We start from the raw sequence: 15,884 nt of genomic DNA, 5'->3' as shown, positions 1-15,884 counted from the left end.
CAAGCGTACGCCGATTTCATAGAAATGCCGGACTGCATGTATGCAGTCCGGCAGATTGTTATTCTGCTGCTTGTCGTTTTGCCAGCATTTTTCGCGCTTGCGAAATGAACAAAGGCTCAAAGCGCCTTTTCGAGCTGGGGCAGGATTTCGAAAAGATCGCCGACGATGCCATAGTCGGCAACCTGGAAGATCGGGGCTTCCTCGTCCTTATTGATGGCGACGATGACCTTCGAATCCTTCATGCCGGCGAGATGCTGGATGGCACCGGAAATGCCGACGGCGATATAGAGTGCCGGCGCGACCACCTTGCCGGTCTGGCCGACCTGCCAGTCGTTCGGGGCGTAACCCGCGTCGACCGCTGCGCGCGATGCGCCGACGGCTGCACCGAGCTTATCGGCGACCGGCAGGATGACTTCCTTGAACTTTTCCGCCGAGCCGAGTGCCCGGCCGCCGGAGATGATGATCTTGGCCGAGGTCAGTTCCGGACGTTCGGACGACGACAGCGCATCCGAAACGAAACTCGACAGGCCGGGGTTGGCGGCAGCCGAAATGCTTTCGACCGAGGCGGAACCGCCGTCGCCAGCCGCCTGGAAGGAGGCGGTGCGCACCGTGATGACCTTCTTGGCGTCGGTTGACTGGACGGTCTGGATGGCGTTGCCGGCATAGATCGGACGCTTGAACGTGTCGGCCGAAACGACCTCGACGATCTCCGAGACCTGCATGACGTCGAGCAGGGCTGCGACGCGGGGCATGACGTTCTTGGCAGATGCCGTCGCAGCGGCGATGATCGTGTCGTAGGAACCGGCTAGCGAAACGATCAGAGCCGAAAGCGGTTCTGCGAGGTTGTTGGCGTAGTCGGCGCTGTCGGCGAGCAGGACCTTGGAAACGCCGGCAAGTTTTGCAGCGGCATCGGCAGCGGCTTTGGCGCCGGAACCGGCGACCAGCACATGCACATCGCCGCCGATCTTGGAGGCTGCGCTCAGCGCCTTGGCGGTCTGGTCGTTGAGGCTCGCATTGTCGTGTTCTGCCAGAAGAAGAATGGCCATGTTGATGTTCTCCCTTTCCTTACAGAACGCCGGCGATCTTCAAGGCGCCAACCAGTTCCTCGACCGTCTTTACCTTGATGCCTGCCTTGCGGCCGCCCGGTTCTTCCGTCTTCAGGACCTTCAGGCGCGGCGCGGTGTCGACGCCGAAATCTGACGGAGTCTTCTTGTCGAGCGGCTTTTTCTTCGCCTTCATGATGTTCGGCAGTGAAGCGTAACGCGGTTCGTTCAAACGCAGGTCGGTGGTGACGACGGCTGGAAGCTTGACTTCGATCGTCTGCAGGCCGCCATCGACTTCGCGGGTGACCTTGGCGGAACCGTCTGCGAGCTCGATCTTCGAGGCGAAGGTCGCCTGGGCGGAGCCGAGCAGGGCTGCCAGCATCTGGCCGGTCTGGTTGGAATCATCATCGATCGCCTGCTTGCCGACGATGATCAGGCCCGGCTGTTCGGCATCGACGATGCCTTTCAGAATCTTGGCCACGGCAAGCGGCTCGACCACGTCGTCGGTCTCGACCAGGATCGCCCGGTCGGCGCCCATGGCGAGTGCTGTACGCAGGGTCTCTTCGGCCTTGGCCGGGCCGATCGAAACGACCACCACTTCCTCGGCCTTGCCCGCTTCCTTCAGACGTAGAGCCTCCTCGACGGAGATTTCGTCGAACGGGTTCATCGACATTTTCACATTGGCGAGCTCGACACCCGTGCCGTCCGGCTTTACCCGAATCTTGACGTTGTAATCGACCACGCGCTTCACTGGCACCAGGATCTTCATGGGGTCCTTCCTTGACTATCTCCAGCCGCAAATTGCGACATTTGCTGCTTCCTCATTTGTCAGTTGGCGACATGGATACGCATTTTTCGCGCGATTACAACGCGGATTTGCCTCCAGGCATTGCCGTTTTCTCATAGTTCTATTCGGTTGCCGCGGCGATCTGCGGAGCGCCTGGTTTTCGCTCGACGGCTTTCGGGGTGACGATGTCGCGGTCGAACAGTGGCACGCCCTTGCGGCGCATGAACAGCACGAGGATGGCGCCGGCAATGATACCGCCCACATGCGCACCCCAGGAGACCATGCCATCGAGATCGAGCGCCAGCATGGCGAACTGCTGGACGATCCAGAGCGCCAAGGGAATGAAGGCCGGCAGCGGCAGCGGAATACGGAAGAGAACCAGCACCCAGACCCGCACGCGCGGATGCAGCAGGAAATAGGCGGCAACGACGCCGGAGATCGCCCCGGATGCGCCGATCAGCGGACCTTCCGAACTCGATGCCACGAAACCGTGGAGAGCGGCGCCCGCCGCTGCGCAGGCGAGGTAGAAGATCAGGAACTTCACATGCCCTAGCGCATCCTCGACATTGTCGCCGAACACCCAGAGGAACAGCATGTTCGAGGCGAGATGCCAGAAATCCATGTGCAGAAAGGCATAGGTGACGAAGGTCAGATCGTCCGGCACGATCACCAGCGACGGATCGAGCGTTGCGTAATTGAAAATCACTGCCGGAATGAAGCCGAGCCCGAGGGAGGCGTGTTCGGCCACTTCAGGCGCGGAAAAATTGGTGAACAGCCATATCAGCACATTAAGAGCGATGATGCTGATCGTGACATATTGCGCGCGGATGTATTTGAGTTCGACGGCATCGTGCAGCGGGATGAACATGCTGTGGCTCCTGCGCCGTTGCGGTTACCGGTTCTTGCCAGGAACCCAGAGTATATCGGCTTTGCCGCCGTCATTGGCAAAACGCGCAGCGACGAACAGAAAGTCGGAAAGCCGGTTGATATATTTCAGCGCCGCAGCGCCGACGGTCTCGCCTCGGGACAGCTCGACCATCAGCCGTTCAGCACGACGCGACACGGTGCGGGCAAGATGAAGATGAGCGGCGGCGGCCGATCCGCCCGGCAGCACGAAGGAGGTCAGCGGATCGAGATGGGCGTTCAGCGCATCGATCTCCGTTTCCAGCCGCGTCGCCTGGGCGTCGACGATCCGAAGCGGTTCGTAGTCCAGCTTTTCGCCGGCATCGGGCGTCGCAAGATCGGCGCCGAGATCGAAGAGGTCGTTCTGGATGCGGAACAGCATGGCATCGAGTTCGATCATGCTTGACGTGTGGAGGCGGACGAGCCCGATCGTCGAATTCGTCTCGTCGACCGTGCCATAGGCTTCGACGCGCAGGTCATGCTTTTCGCGGCGCGGACCCGAGACCAGCGCCGTGGTGCCGTTATCGCCGGTGCGCGTGTAGATCTTGTTGAGCTTTACCATCCGCCATCATCAGAATCAGGTCGGGCGACCGCCGCCCGTAATCCAGAGAGTGAGCATGATGAGGACGATTGCAACTGCCTGCAAGAGAATACGCAGTTGCATCAGCTTGTTGGATTTGTTGGGATCGGTGCCCTTGACCATGTTAAACAGCCCGCGGATCAGGACGAGCACGACGAGGCCCATGACGATCAGAGCAAGGACGGTGGTAAAAGTGGACATTGTCGGATTGCTGCCTTTCAATCCAGCCGGCGCATCAATTTATAGAAGAGCGCGGCCGGGAGTATTCTTTTCAGGAAAGCGCCCTGTTTGGCGGGCGTTGTTACCAGATAATGTGGCCTCGGACGAGATGCGGTCAAGGCATGCGTCAAGACGTCATAGACGGCTTCGGGCCCAAGTTTATGGCGGTTGGCCTGCCCCTGTCCATCGAGGCGCCTGAGCTGCCGCTGATACTGCTTCGCATGGACGGAACCTTCGAGGTCGACATGCTCCCGGATCTTGGCGAGCGCGTTGGCGGTGAAGCGAGAGGTGATCGGTCCGGGCTCGATGAGGCTTACTCCGATGCCGCTGCCTTCGAGTTCCATGCGCATGGTGACCGTCAGCCCTTCGAGGGCGTATTTCGAGGCTGTGTAAGCGCCTCGATAACGATAGGGCAGCAGGCCCAGTATCGACGAACAGTTGACGATCCGACCATAACCCTGAGCCCGCATGAACGGGATGACCCGCCGCGTCAGCTCATGCCAGCCGAAGAAATTGGTCTCGAACTGCTCGCGCAACACATCGGTGCTCAGATCCTCCACCGCACCCGCCTGGCCGTAGGCGCCGTTGTTGAACAACGCATCGAGCTGCCCGCCGGTGCGCTCGATCACTGTTGCGATCAGGGCGGCGATCGTATCCGGCTTGGTATAGTCCATCAGCAGGGCTTCGATGCCGTCCGCTTCGAGGGAGGCCAGATCTGACTCGTTGCGAACCGTCGCAAACACCCGCCAGCCATCGGCCTTCAGGGCACGCGCGCAATGGGCGCCGATGCCGGAGGAACAGCCGGTAACGATGATCGTTCTATTTTCGGCCATTCGGTGAGGCTCCCTGTACAATCGAAAGAGTTCCTCCCATATTTCCCACCACGTCACAACGGAGTTGCAATTGCCCGAAGAAAACCGCCCCGTCCGGTGGTATCGCCTCGCCTTCAAGGTGCTTTGGGACGCCTATTGGCATTTCTCGGATGACGATGGCTGGGCGATGGCGAGCCATGTCGCGCTTTCCGGCCTTCTGGCGCTGTTTCCGTTCCTGATCTTCGGCACGGCGCTTGCGGGCTTTCTGGGGGCCGGCGACTTCTCGCAGACGACGGTCCACCTGCTCTTCGATACCTGGCCGGCGGATATCGCCCAGCCCATCGCCTCGGAGCTGCAGCGGGTCCTCGAAATCCCGCGCGGCGGCCTTTTGACGATCTCGGTGCTGGCGGCCGCATATTTCGCCTCGAATGGCGTCGAAGCCCTGCGCATTTCGCTCAACCGAGCCTATCGCGTCACGGAGACCCGGCCCTGGTACGTGACGCGCCTGGCGAGCCTCGGTTATGTCGTCATCCTGGTGGTGATCTTTGCGGTCCTTAGCATTCTGCTGCTTGCTGTTCCCGTGGCGCTGCGTTTTGCCGAGACCCGCTTTTATTTTCCGTGGCTGATCAGTGATCTCACCACGGCGGCAAACTGGGGACTCTACGGCACCGCCCTATTATTGCTGATCGGCCTGCTCGCCTCCCACAAGTGGTTGCCGGCCGGCCATCGCCGGCTGATCGACATCATTCCCGGCGTGACGTTGACGATCGTCGTCTGGACTTGTTTCGGGCTCGGCTTTGCCGCCTATCTCTCGACCTTCGCCAATTATACCGCCACCTATGCCGGTCTGGCGTCGATCATGATCGTGCTGATCTTCCTTTATATGGTAGGCGTCATCTTCATGCTCGGCGCCGAGTTCAATGCCGCACTGATGAAATACAAGATCTATTCGGTCTTCTCGCGCCGCCGGAAGGCGCATCGAGAGCGGGAGAAAATCCGCTCAGAGGCCGACGAAGCGGCGAATATCGCCGCCCGAGAGGCCCTGGTCGCGAAGCGCCGCGAGCCCGGTTGAGCCCTCGCTTTTCGACAGCTTCCTGCCATCGGGCCCCATGATCAGCCGGTGGTGATGATAGGCCGGCTGCGGCAGTTCCAGCAGCTCCTGCAGCAGGCGGTGCACGGCCGTCGCTTCGAAGAGATCGAGCCCGCGCACCACATGGGCGATGCCTTGCACCGCATCGTCCACTGTTACTGACAGATGGTAGCTCGACGGCGCATCCGAACGGGACAGGACGACATCGCCCCAGACCGACGGATCGGCGGGGATCTCGCCGCACGCTCCGTCGCCGGTCTCCATCCAATTCAGCGGCGCCTTGATGAGGCCAAGTGCCTTTCCCATGTCGAGGCGAAAGGCATGCCGGACGCCCTCTGCGATCAGTCTTCGCCGCTCGGTCTTGCTGCGATATCTGTCGTGGTCGGGATAAAGCGGCGAACCATCCGGGTCGCGCGGCCAGCTCTTCCCGTCCGCCTCGTAGGCAGCGACCCTGGCTTTTACATCGCCGCGGGTCAGGAAGGCCGGATAGACGAGATCCATCTCGGTCAATCGGTCGAGCGCCGCATGGTAGGCGTTGAAATGTTCGGATTGTCGCCGCACCGGCTCTTCCCATCGAAGCCCCAGCCAGGCGAGATCACGATAGATCGCCTGCTCGAACTCCGGCGTGCAGCGCGCAAGATCTATATCCTCGATGCGCAGCAGGAAACGACCGCCGTTTGTTCTCGCCATGTCGTGGTTGAGGAATGCCGACAGGGCGTGGCCGAGATGCAGAAATCCGTTCGGGCTTGGCGCGAAACGATAGACCGGTTTATCTGGAGGCGGAGCGGGCATGATTTCTTCTGCCATGCTTTTTGAAAAACGACCATGGGGAGGCAAGCGGTGGCGATCATCCGCGATCATTCCGACATCCAGGCGGGGCTCGAGGCGCTGGTGACGCTCGATCCGAGACTTGCTGATATCGTCGAGGCTTCCGGCCCGGTGCCGCTCAGGCTGAACGAGCCGGGCTTTTCCGGCCTTGCGTCGATCGTCGTATCGCAGATGGTGTCGAGGGCGAGTGCCGAGGCGATCTGGCGGAGGATAATGGCGGCCGGCCCGGTTACCGCCGAAGGATATCTGGCCTTGGATCCCGCTATCATCGCCACGTTCGGCCTCTCACGGGCAAAGGCGGCGACGCTTCATCATTTGTCCACGGCAATTTCGGAAGGGCATTTCGATCTCGCTTCCGTCTGCGCGCTGGAAACGGACGAGGCCATCCGGCAGATGACCACGCTGCCGGGAATTGGTCCCTGGACGGCGGAAGTCTACCTGATGTTCTGCGGCGGACATGCGGATATCTTCCCGGCCGGCGACGTGGCGCTGCAGGCTGCGGTCGCCCACGCATTCGGGCTCGAAACGCGGCCGTCCGCCAAAAATCTGGCGGTGATGGCTAAAGCCTGGGGGCCGTGGAGGTCCGTCGCGGCGCGGCTTTTCTGGGCCTATTACGCGGCTAAAATGCGTCGGGATGTCACACCTTTGGCCTGAAGCCGCGTCCGAGTATCCCACTGCATTTATTGGGCTTCACAATCCTGTAACAACGGACCTAATATAGAATGTACAGATGCCGAATCGGGTAGGAGCGTCATTTGACGATTGCAGTCTCCCCGCAGGCCCTGCCGGCGCTCGTCCTGAACGCTGACTACCGGCCGCTGAGTTATTATCCCTTGTCGCTTTGGTCCTGGCAGGACGCGATCAAGGCGGTTTTTCTTGACCGTGTGAACATCATCGCGGAATACGATCACTCGGTCTGCTCGCCGAGCTTTTCGATGAAACTGCCGAGCGTCGTCAGCCTCAAGACCTATGTCCAGCCGACCCGCAATCCGGCGTTCACCCGATTCAACGTCTTTCTGCGCGACCGGTTCGAGTGCCAGTATTGCGGAGAACACGACGACCTGACCTTCGACCACGTCATCCCGCGCGCTCATGGCGGCGAGACCACCTGGGAGAATGTCGTGGCCGCCTGTTCGCCCTGCAATCTGAGGAAAGGCAGCAAGCTGCCGAAGCAGGCCGCCATGTTCCCGCACCAGAAGCCCTACCAGCCAACGGTGCAGGATCTGCATAATAACGGCCGTCTGTTCCCGCCGAACTATCTGCACGAAAGCTGGATGGACTATCTCTATTGGGATACGGAACTGCAGCCGTAAAACGGAGCGCATCGAGCCGGTACTGGATAAGATGAAGGTCGATCCGGTGCGGCCTGCGCGAGAAGTCGAGCTGATCAGTGAGAGCGTGCTGCGTTTTTGAGACTCAGCGAGCGGTAAATTTGCTACCGGCTGGCGACTTCGTCGGGCGACTGGGTGTTGAGCAGCGTATCGATCCGCTTGCGTTCATCTTCGAACCGGGCGAGCGCCTTGCCGTTCAGCGAATTGCCGCCGGGCAGGCGGATCTTCATGGCATCGACCTTGGTACCGTTGACGATCAGTTCGTAGTGAAGGTGGGTGCCGGTCGACTGGCCGGTCGAGCCGACGTAACCAATCACCTGGCCCTGGGTGACCTTGGCGCCTTCGCGAATCCCCGGCGCGATCGCGCTCTGGTGGTTATAGGAGGAGACATAGCCATTGGCGTGGCGGATGAGTGTCTGGTTGCCGTAGCCGCCGGAATCCCAGCCGGCCTTTTCGACGATCCCGTTGCCGGTAGCGATGATTGGGGTGCCGCGCGGGGCGGCCCAGTCGGTGCCGGTATGCATGAGGGCCTTGCCAAGAATTGGATGGCCGCGCATGCCGAAACCGGAGGTCATGCGGCCGTTCGGGAGCGGGTTGCGCAGCAGGAACTGCCGGATGCTCTTGCCGTCCTCGTCGAAATAGTCGACCGAATTGTCGTCCGGATTCTGGAAGCGGTAGAAACGGCTCGTTGTGTCGCCAAAGCGGGCATTGACATAAAGCAGTTCGGAATCCTTGTTGGCCTGACCCCTGTCGTCGGCAACCGAGAAGAAGGCCTCGATCTTGTCCGCCGGCTTTAGCTGGGCCTGCAGGTCGACGTTGCTGGCAAGCAATTTCACCAGCGTCCCCGTCATTTCCTTGCTCATGCCGTAGGAGAGAGCTGCCCGGTAGATGCCGTCGTAGACGCGCGGCAGTTCGCGGCCGGCGACGACCTGCGCGGGCTGTTCGCTGAAGGCCGAGGCAACCGCATCCAGCATCGGCGGCTCATGGCCATCCACGAAGCGGCCGTGATCGTCGAGAGCGACTGTTACCCGATGATCGCCGCGCCGATAGAGGCTGGCGCGCACGACCAGAACCATGTCGCCTTCCTGGATAACGCCGATGCGCAGCACGTCGCCGACGGAAAGATCGGCTTCGCCGAGGCGGGATTGCAGATAGCCGGAAATTTCCCGAGCCTTGCCTTCCGGATAACCGACCTCGGCCATCGCCTGGCTGACCGTTTCGACCTTGCGCACCGGAATGATGTCGTCGGCATATTCGCGGGTACGGGAGTTGATCGCCTCAGGTGTTGAAACCGAGATGTTTTCCTCGACGACGCGGGCCGAAAGGCCGGCGGTGATATCCAGACCGCCGCCGTCATCCTTTGAGGAGAAGCGCTGCGGGTCGACATAATAGAGAGCCGAAAGCTGGCCACCGCCATCGGTGAGCACCGAGCCGTTGGAACGGACGTTCTCCTCGACCTCCTCCAGCGTCATCGCCGGCGCGAAGGCATACATGCTGCCCTTGATGGGGAAGGCCACGGTCTGGAGACTGACCTCGGATTCGACGTTCGACCCATAGATGACGCCGGCACGCGCTGCAGGCGGCGGCGGGGTCTCGCTCGACGAGAAGATCGTCATCGGATCGAAGTTCGGGTAATCTTCCTGCGCCACGTGGTTTGCGGCAAGGTTCATCTTCACATGCGCGAACGGCTTGCGGCGGACGACTTCCTTATTGCCCTCGTGCACGACCGTCGAGACTTCCATCACCTTCCGGTCGGTCGGCATGGCAACGATATTGCCGCCGAGCAGTCTTTTGCCGCGTGACGCTGCATCAGCATCGTTTGTCGGGATGGCGGCGGAGGCTTCGGCGGGGATGGCAAGCTGCTGCCGGCCGTCGAGGGCGGCAAACAAAGCAACGCCCATCAGAATGGAAGATGTAATGCCTGTCAGAAAGGTGCCGGAAAGCCAGCGTAACGAAATCTCACGTCGATCTGGAGCGCGACGGCCGTCGGCGAGGATCGGCGGTTCGTTGCCGAGCGAGCGGATCATGCTGCGGGCCGTCATCATGTGGGTTTAAGCCAGTCCCTGATACTCGTTATTGCCGTAGGCAGCTTTTATACTGCCTGCGGGACCTTGGGCCAAACATGTGCCCCTTCCAGCATAGAGAGTCAAATCGGCGACGGTGCAAACGCGTACATTGGCCCGACATGCGCTTTTCGATTCCCTGCTGGCACCGTGGTAACCATGAGATTGTGAATTTGTCGGGGCGGTTTTGGGGCAGGAGCCGAAAGGGCGCTATTTATACGCGCTTCAAGGGGTCGAAAGGCACCGGAAAACGGATTTTTGGAGAGTTTTCGAAAAATCATCTTTTAAATCATTAGGTTGGCATTTTTCTCGAAAATTCGAAAACAAGGCTGTTGACTTCAAAGTGTGGTGGGATCTATAACCCGCTCACTGAACGAGGGCGGCGGCGCTGCTGGCGACGACGACTTTCGTTCTTCAGAAATCACTGATTGATTGGCGCATGCTGGTTGGGACCGAGTTTCGGTTTGGTCTCTGGATGTAGCGCTGTTTGAGAAGTTTTGACGGTTTGGCCTTTTGGTTTTGAAGCGTCTGTTATTTGACAATTGAAGATGAGAAGAAAGAGAAACGTGGTCGGCGGTTTTCGCGGATCGGGGTTTAGGCCTTGATCTATGGAAGACAAATGACGGTCACGTTTTGAACAAGAGAACACCTGGTTAGGTGCGCAGTGATGCGGACCTTATCATAGTGAGTTCTCGTCGATTCAGAACAAGAGTGATTAGTCGGATTGGATTCTCAACTTGAGAGTTTGATCCTGGCTCAGAACGAACGCTGGCGGCAGGCTTAACACATGCAAGTCGAGCGCCTCGCAAGAGGAGCGGCAGACGGGTGAGTAACGCGTGGGAATCTACCCATCCCTACGGAACAACTCCGGGAAACTGGAGCTAATACCGTATACGCCCTTCGGGGGAAAGATTTATCGGGGATGGATGAGCCCGCGTTGGATTAGCTAGTTGGTGGGGTAAAGGCCTACCAAGGCGACGATCCATAGCTGGTCTGAGAGGATGATCAGCCACATTGGGACTGAGACACGGCCCAAACTCCTACGGGAGGCAGCAGTGGGGAATATTGGACAATGGGCGCAAGCCTGATCCAGCCATGCCGCGTGAGTGATGAAGGTCTTAGGATTGTAAAGCTCTTTCACCGGAGAAGATAATGACGGTATCCGGAGAAGAAGCCCCGGCTAACTTCGTGCCAGCAGCCGCGGTAATACGAAGGGGGCTAGCGTTGTTCGGAATTACTGGGCGTAAAGCGCACGTAGGCGGATATTTAAGTCAGGGGTGAAATCCCAGAGCTCAACTCTGGAACTGCCTTTGATACTGGGTATCTTGAGTATGGAAGAGGTAAGTGGAATTGCGAGTGTAGAGGTGAAATTCGTAGATATTCGCAGGAACACCAGTGGCGAAGGCGGCTTACTGGTCCATTACTGACGCTGAGGTGCGAAAGCGTGGGGAGCAAACAGGATTAGATACCCTGGTAGTCCACGCCGTAAACGATGAATGTTAGCCGTCGGCAAGTTTACTTGTCGGTGGCGCAGCTAACGCATTAAACATTCCGCCTGGGGAGTACGGTCGCAAGATTAAAACTCAAAGGAATTGACGGGGGCCCGCACAAGCGGTGGAGCATGTGGTTTAATTCGAAGCAACGCGCAGAACCTTACCAGCCCTTGACATGCCCGGACAGCTACAGAGATGTAGTGTTCCCTTCGGGGACCGGGACACAGGTGCTGCATGGCTGTCGTCAGCTCGTGTCGTGAGATGTTGGGTTAAGTCCCGCAACGAGCGCAACCCTCGCCCTTAGTTGCCAGCATTCAGTTGGGCACTCTAAGGGGACTGCCGGTGATAAGCCGAGAGGAAGGTGGGGATGACGTCAAGTCCTCATGGCCCTTACGGGCTGGGCTACACACGTGCTACAATGGTGGTGACAGTGGGCAGCGAAGGAGCGATCCCGAGCTAATCTCCAAAAGCCATCTCAGTTCGGATTGCACTCTGCAACTCGAGTGCATGAAGTTGGAATCGCTAGTAATCGCGGATCAGCACGCCGCGGTGAATACGTTCCCGGGCCTTGTACACACCGCCCGTCACACCATGGGAGTTGGTTTTACCCGAAGGTAGTGCGCTAACCGCAAGGAGGCAGCTAACCACGGTAGGGTCAGCGACTGGGGTGAAGTCGTAACAAGGTAGCCGTAGGGGAACCTGCGGCTGGATCACCTCCTTTCTAAGGAAGCTGTGGAACGGTAAGACGACCGGCACATGTCGCAAGACATGGCCCGGTATGAACCTTCCCGTGCTTTTTAGAACAATAGATGGCACCAGTCAGGTGACCATCGAAACGCAATACGCCACGGAATTGCCTCGGCAATAGGATGGTATGGCGAACCCGCCGACTACGTTTCTCTTTCTTCAAGAAGACAAAAAACCGCACGACCGGTTTGACTGAATGGGCCCGTAGCTCAGTTGGTTAGAGCACACGCTTGATAAGCGTGGGGTCGGTAGTTCGAGTCTACCCGGGCCCACCATTTGTTGAAAAGCAGATGGCTTGGCGCCGCACGGGTGGCGAACACAGTTGAATGGCGCGCGGATTATGGTGTTGATGAACGGGCTTTGTGCTGACGCTGTCGGCTGCAAGCTGTTCCCAAGTGATTGGGGCTGTAGCTCAGCTGGGAGAGCACCTGCTTTGCAAGCAGGGGGTCAGCGGTTCGATCCCGCTCAGCTCCACCATATTTTGTCCTGACGCTGTCGCGGCCTTGCTCGAGTTTGAGTATGGCAGCAATACAGCGCAGAGCGCGTCGCCAATCGTTTGGCGCCCCTGCGGAGCGCCTGCGGCGCGTGAGCACAAAAGTTGTCTTCTGAAGAAAATAAAAGTTTGCATCACTTCGATGAAGTGCTGCCTGTTCTGCAAAAATCGTGAAGAGAAGATTGATCTGGAGGCTTCCAGGTATGGGTTTAGGCCCATGTCCGAAGCCGGTTCCAATGATGTCGTTGATGGCCTAGCCGGCCGGATACGAAAGAGGGGCCGGAATAGGTAGGAAGCTTGTCACTCTGGTCGGTCGTTGTTGTCATTTTGAAGGACTTGTCCTGAAGAATGGCTCTGATGACTTACTGATGGCCGTTGCCTGACCGCGCGGTCCTGGATCACATCTCGAGAAGCTGGTCTTAAAGACAAGTTTGCAAGCGGGTCGCTCGGCGTGACCCCAATCAAGCAAGCTTGTCGAACACGTCGATGGCATCATGAGAAGGGCTGGTTGTAAAAGGTAACCGGTCCGCCACGCATTGGGTCTGAAAGCCCGATGGGTGGCTATATTGATGAGCATTGGCAATGAGAACGATTAAGTGTCGTAAGGGCATTTGGTGGATGCCTTGGCATGCACAGGCGAAGAAGGACGTGATACGCTGCGATAAGCCGTGGGGAGCTGCGAATGAGCTTTGATCCATGGATCTCCGAATGGGGCAACCCACCTTAGATGCTTGGGAAATCATTTTGGTTGTCGAACCTTTGGTTCGACGTTGCGGCGAACGATCGCCGACGGCCTCTGGCCTGTATGGGAATTTCCCAATACAGCGTGGAGCGCGTCGCCGGTCGTCCGGCGTTAAAACCAAAAATGGTTTCCAAGCATTGTTAAAAGGTATCTTACCTTCGAATAAAATAGGGGTAAGAAGCGAACGCAGGGAACTGAAACATCTAAGTACCTGCAGGAAAGGACATCAACCGAGACTCCGTAAGTAGTGGCGAGCGAACACGGACCAGGCCAGTGGCAATCAGGAATAAAGCCGAACGCTTTGGAAAAGGCGGCCGTAGCGGGTGATAGCCCCGTAGGCGTAGAACACTGATTGTCCTAGAGTAGGGCGGGACACGTGAAATCCTGTCTGAACATGGGGAGACCACTCTCCAAGCCTAAGTACTCGTGCATGACCGATAGCGAACAAGTACCGTGAGGGAAAGGTGAAAAGCACCCCGACAAGGGGAGTGAAATAGAACCTGAAACCGGATGCCTACAAACAGTCGGAGGGGGCAACCCTGACGGCGTACCTTTTGTATAATGGGTCAACGACTTAGTGTAACTAGCAAGCTTAAGCCGGTAGGTGTAGGCGCAGCGAAAGCGAGTCTGAACAGGGCGTTCAGTTAGTTGCATTAGACCCGAAACCGAGTGATCTAGCCATGAGCAGGTTGAAGGTTGGGTAACACCAACTGGAGGACCGAACCCGCATCTGTTGCAATAGATTGGGATGACTTGTGGCTAGGGGTGAAAGGCCAATCAAACTCGGAAATAGCTGGTTCTCCGCGAAAACTATTTAGGTAGTGCGTCGATCGAATACCCCGGGGGGTAGAGCACTGGATGGGCTATGGGGACTCACCGTCTTACTGATCCTAACCAAACTCCGAATACCCGGGAGTACTAATCGGCAGACACACGGCGGGTGCTAACGTCCGTCGTGAAAAGGGAAACAACCCTGACCTCCAGCTAAGGTCCCCAAGTCATGGCTAAGTGGGAAAGGATGTGAGGATCCCAAAACAACCAGGATGTTGGCTTAGAAGCAGCCATCATTTAAAGAAAGCGTAACAGCTCACTGGTCTAATTAAGGGTCTTTGCGCCGAAAATGTAACGGGGCTAAAGCCATGCACCGAAGCTGAGGATACGTGACTTGTCACGTGTGGTAGCGGAGCGTTCCGTAAGTCTGTGAAGGAGGACCCGTGAGGGCCTCTGGAGATATCGGAAGTGCGAATGTTGACATGAGTAACGATAAAGAGGGTGAGAGACCCTCTCGCCGAAAGACCAAGGGTTCCTGCTTAAAGTTAATCTGAGCAGGGTTAGCCGGCCCCTAAGCCGAGGCAGAAATGCGTAGGTGATGGGAACCACGTTAATATTCGTGGGCCTGGTGGTAGTGACGGATCGCAAAAATTGTTCAACCTTATTGGATTGGTTGGGCAGTGGGGCGGTTCCAGGAAATAGCTCCACCGTATAGACCGTACCCGAAACCGACACAGGTGGTCAGGTAGAGTATACCAAGGCGCTTGAGAGAACTATGTTGAAGGAACTCGGCAAATTGCACGCGTAACTTCGGAAGAAGCGTGACCCCATTTTGGGCAACCATAATGGGGTGGCACAGACCAGGGGGTAGCGACTGTTTATCAAAAACACAGGGCTCTGCGAAGTCTAAAGACGACGTATAGGGTCTGACGCCTGCCCGGTGCTGGAAGGTTAAGAGGAGAGGTGCAAGCTTTGAATCGAAGCCCCAGTAAACGGCGGCCGTAACTATAACGGTCCTAAGGTAGCGAAATTCCTTGTCGGGTAAGTTCCGACCTGCACGAATGGCGTAACGACTTCCCCGCTGTCTCCAACATAGACTCAGTGAAATTGAATTCCCCGTGAAGATGCGGGGTTCCTGCGGTCAGACGGAAAGACCCCGTGCACCTTTACTATAGCTTTACACTGGCATTCGTGTCGGCATGTGTAGGATAGGTGGTAGGCTTTGAAGCGGGGACGCCAGTTCTCGTGGAGCCATCCTTGAAATACCACCCTTATCGTCATGGATGTCTAACCGCGGTCCGTCATCCGGATCCGGGACAGTGTATGGTGGGTAGTTTGACTGGGGCGGTCGCCTCCGAAAGAGTAACGGAGGCGCGCGATGGTGGGCTCAGACCGGTCGGAAATCGGTCGTCGAGTGCAATGGCATAAGCCCGCCTGACTGCGAGACTGACAAGTCGAGCAGAGACGAAAGTCGGTCATAGTGATCCGGTGGTCCCGCGTGGAAGGGCCATCGCTCAACGGATAAAAGGTACGCCGGGGATAACAGGCTGATGACCCCCAAGAGTCCATATCGACGGGGTTGTTTGGCACCTCGATGTCGGCTCATCGCATCCTGGGGCTGGAGCAGGTCCCAAGGGTTTGGCTGTTCGCCAATTAAAGCGGTACGTGAGCTGGGTTCAGAACGTCGTGAGACAGTTCGGTCCCTATCTGCCGTGGGTGTAGGAATATTGACAGGATCTGTCCCTAGTACGAGAGGACCGGGATGGACATATCTCTGGTGGACCTGTTGTCCTGCCAAGGGCATAGCAGGGTAGCTATATATGGAATGGATAACCGCTGAAGGCATCTAAGCGGGAAACCAACCTGAAAACGAGTATTCCCTATCAGGGCCGTGGAAGACGACCACGTTGATAGGCCGGGTGTGGACGTGCAGCAATGCATGAAGCTTACCGGTACTAATCGCCCGATTGGCTTGATCGTTC

General features: G+C 58.0%; 11 protein-coding genes, 2 tRNA genes and 2 rRNA genes. 7 read left to right on the top strand and 8 right to left on the bottom strand.

Going from position 1 to position 15,884, the window contains the following annotated elements:
- Positions 1 to 116: 116 nt before the first annotated feature.
- The 6 genes from RG540_RS17740 to RG540_RS17715 all read right to left on the bottom strand — a co-directional run bounded on the left by RG540_RS17740 (position 117) and on the right by RG540_RS17715 (position 4,365).
- The gene (locus RG540_RS17740) at positions 117 to 1,046 is read right to left on the bottom strand and encodes an electron transfer flavoprotein subunit alpha/FixB family protein (protein WP_038590626.1); all 930 of its coding nucleotides are present in this window, start codon (positions 1,044 to 1,046) and stop codon (positions 117 to 119) included.
- Positions 1,047 to 1,065: 19 nt separating this feature from the next.
- Positions 1,066 to 1,812, bottom strand: a complete 747-nt coding sequence (locus tag RG540_RS17735) for an electron transfer flavoprotein subunit beta/FixA family protein (protein WP_038590623.1) — start codon at positions 1,810 to 1,812, stop codon at positions 1,066 to 1,068.
- Positions 1,813 to 1,951: 139 nt separating this feature from the next.
- On the bottom strand, positions 1,952 to 2,698 hold the full coding sequence (locus RG540_RS17730; RefSeq protein ID WP_038590620.1) for a rhomboid family intramembrane serine protease: 747 nt from the start codon (positions 2,696 to 2,698) through the stop codon (positions 1,952 to 1,954).
- Positions 2,699 to 2,722: 24 nt separating this feature from the next.
- Positions 2,723 to 3,295, bottom strand: a complete 573-nt coding sequence (locus RG540_RS17725; protein ID WP_038590617.1) for a cob(I)yrinic acid a,c-diamide adenosyltransferase — start codon at positions 3,293 to 3,295, stop codon at positions 2,723 to 2,725.
- 15 nt (positions 3,296 to 3,310) lie between these two features.
- Positions 3,311 to 3,514: a twin transmembrane helix small protein gene (locus tag RG540_RS17720; protein ID WP_038590614.1), complete on the bottom strand. Its 204-nt coding sequence runs from the start codon at positions 3,512 to 3,514 to the stop codon at positions 3,311 to 3,313.
- Positions 3,515 to 3,531: 17 nt separating this feature from the next.
- Complete coding sequence (locus tag RG540_RS17715) at positions 3,532 to 4,365, bottom strand: SDR family oxidoreductase (protein ID WP_038590611.1); 834 nt, start codon at positions 4,363 to 4,365, stop codon at positions 3,532 to 3,534.
- 70 nt (positions 4,366 to 4,435) lie between these two features.
- On the opposite strand from RG540_RS17715, the gene RG540_RS17710 reads away from it, so the two are divergent.
- Positions 4,436 to 5,416: a YhjD/YihY/BrkB family envelope integrity protein gene (locus RG540_RS17710; protein ID WP_046600828.1), complete on the top strand. Its 981-nt coding sequence runs from the start codon at positions 4,436 to 4,438 to the stop codon at positions 5,414 to 5,416.
- On the opposite strand, the gene gluQRS is transcribed toward RG540_RS17710, so the two are convergent.
- Positions 5,345 to 6,241 (bottom strand): tRNA glutamyl-Q(34) synthetase GluQRS, encoded by an 897-nt coding sequence (gene gluQRS, locus RG540_RS17705; RefSeq protein ID WP_038594165.1) that lies wholly within the window; start codon positions 6,239 to 6,241, stop codon positions 5,345 to 5,347. The two genes, RG540_RS17710 and gluQRS, sit on opposite strands and share 72 nt — an antisense overlap.
- Before the next feature lie 33 nt (positions 6,242 to 6,274).
- Here gluQRS and RG540_RS17700 point away from each other — a divergent pair, with 33 nt between their 5' ends.
- Both RG540_RS17700 and RG540_RS17695 read left to right on the top strand, forming a co-directional pair.
- A complete protein-coding gene (locus RG540_RS17700) occupies positions 6,275 to 6,916 on the top strand; it encodes a DNA-3-methyladenine glycosylase family protein (RefSeq protein WP_038590608.1) in 642 nt (213 codons plus the stop codon).
- Positions 6,917 to 7,017: 101 nt separating this feature from the next.
- Positions 7,018 to 7,575, top strand: a complete 558-nt coding sequence (locus RG540_RS17695; RefSeq protein ID WP_007767848.1) for an HNH endonuclease — start codon at positions 7,018 to 7,020, stop codon at positions 7,573 to 7,575.
- Positions 7,576 to 7,697: 122 nt separating this feature from the next.
- Here the strand turns inward: RG540_RS17695 and RG540_RS17690 are convergent, their stop codons facing one another.
- On the bottom strand, positions 7,698 to 9,638 hold the full coding sequence (locus RG540_RS17690) for a M23 family metallopeptidase (protein WP_038590605.1): 1,941 nt from the start codon (positions 9,636 to 9,638) through the stop codon (positions 7,698 to 7,700).
- Positions 9,639 to 10,389: 751 nt separating this feature from the next.
- On the opposite strand from RG540_RS17690, the gene RG540_RS17685 reads away from it, so the two are divergent.
- The 4 genes from RG540_RS17685 (at position 10,390) to RG540_RS17670 (ending at position 15,882) form a co-directional block, all read left to right on the top strand.
- Positions 10,390 to 11,870 (top strand): 16S ribosomal RNA (locus tag RG540_RS17685).
- Between the two features lie 224 nt (positions 11,871 to 12,094).
- Positions 12,095 to 12,171 (top strand) — tRNA-Ile (locus tag RG540_RS17680).
- Positions 12,172 to 12,297: 126 nt separating this feature from the next.
- Positions 12,298 to 12,373: transfer RNA gene (locus tag RG540_RS17675), tRNA-Ala, on the top strand.
- Positions 12,374 to 12,979: 606 nt separating this feature from the next.
- A 23S ribosomal RNA gene (locus RG540_RS17670) occupies positions 12,980 to 15,882 on the top strand.
- The 16S and 23S rRNA genes sit together here with 2 tRNA genes alongside, the layout of an rRNA operon.
- The last annotated feature ends 2 nt before the right edge of the window (positions 15,883 to 15,884 follow it).

The organism is Neorhizobium galegae bv. orientalis str. HAMBI 540 (assembly GCF_000731315.1).
Lineage (GTDB): Bacteria > Pseudomonadota > Alphaproteobacteria > Rhizobiales > Rhizobiaceae > Neorhizobium > Neorhizobium galegae.
Note: the sequence above shows the minus strand (reverse complement) of the source record. Positions and strands in the feature narration are given on the sequence as shown.

Bases quoted from the DNA above. Each gene is read 5' to 3' on its own strand.
- RG540_RS17730 (WP_038590620.1), bottom strand. From the start codon at position 2,698: ATGTTCATCCCGCTGCACGATGCCGTCGAACTCAAATACATCCGCGCG.
- gluQRS (WP_038594165.1), bottom strand. From the start codon at position 6,241: ATGGCAGAAGAAATCATGCCCGCTCCGCCTCCAGATAAACCGGTCTAT.
- RG540_RS17690 (WP_038590605.1), bottom strand. From the start codon at position 9,638: ATGATGACGGCCCGCAGCATGATCCGCTCGCTCGGCAACGAACCGCCG.
- RG540_RS17725 (WP_038590617.1), bottom strand. From the start codon at position 3,295: ATGGTAAAGCTCAACAAGATCTACACGCGCACCGGCGATAACGGCACC.
- RG540_RS17735 (WP_038590623.1), bottom strand. From the start codon at position 1,812: ATGAAGATCCTGGTGCCAGTGAAGCGCGTGGTCGATTACAACGTCAAG.
- RG540_RS17740 (WP_038590626.1), bottom strand. From the start codon at position 1,046: ATGGCCATTCTTCTTCTGGCAGAACACGACAATGCGAGCCTCAACGAC.
- RG540_RS17715 (WP_038590611.1), bottom strand. From the start codon at position 4,365: ATGGCCGAAAATAGAACGATCATCGTTACCGGCTGTTCCTCCGGCATC.
- RG540_RS17720 (WP_038590614.1), bottom strand. From the start codon at position 3,514: ATGTCCACTTTTACCACCGTCCTTGCTCTGATCGTCATGGGCCTCGTC.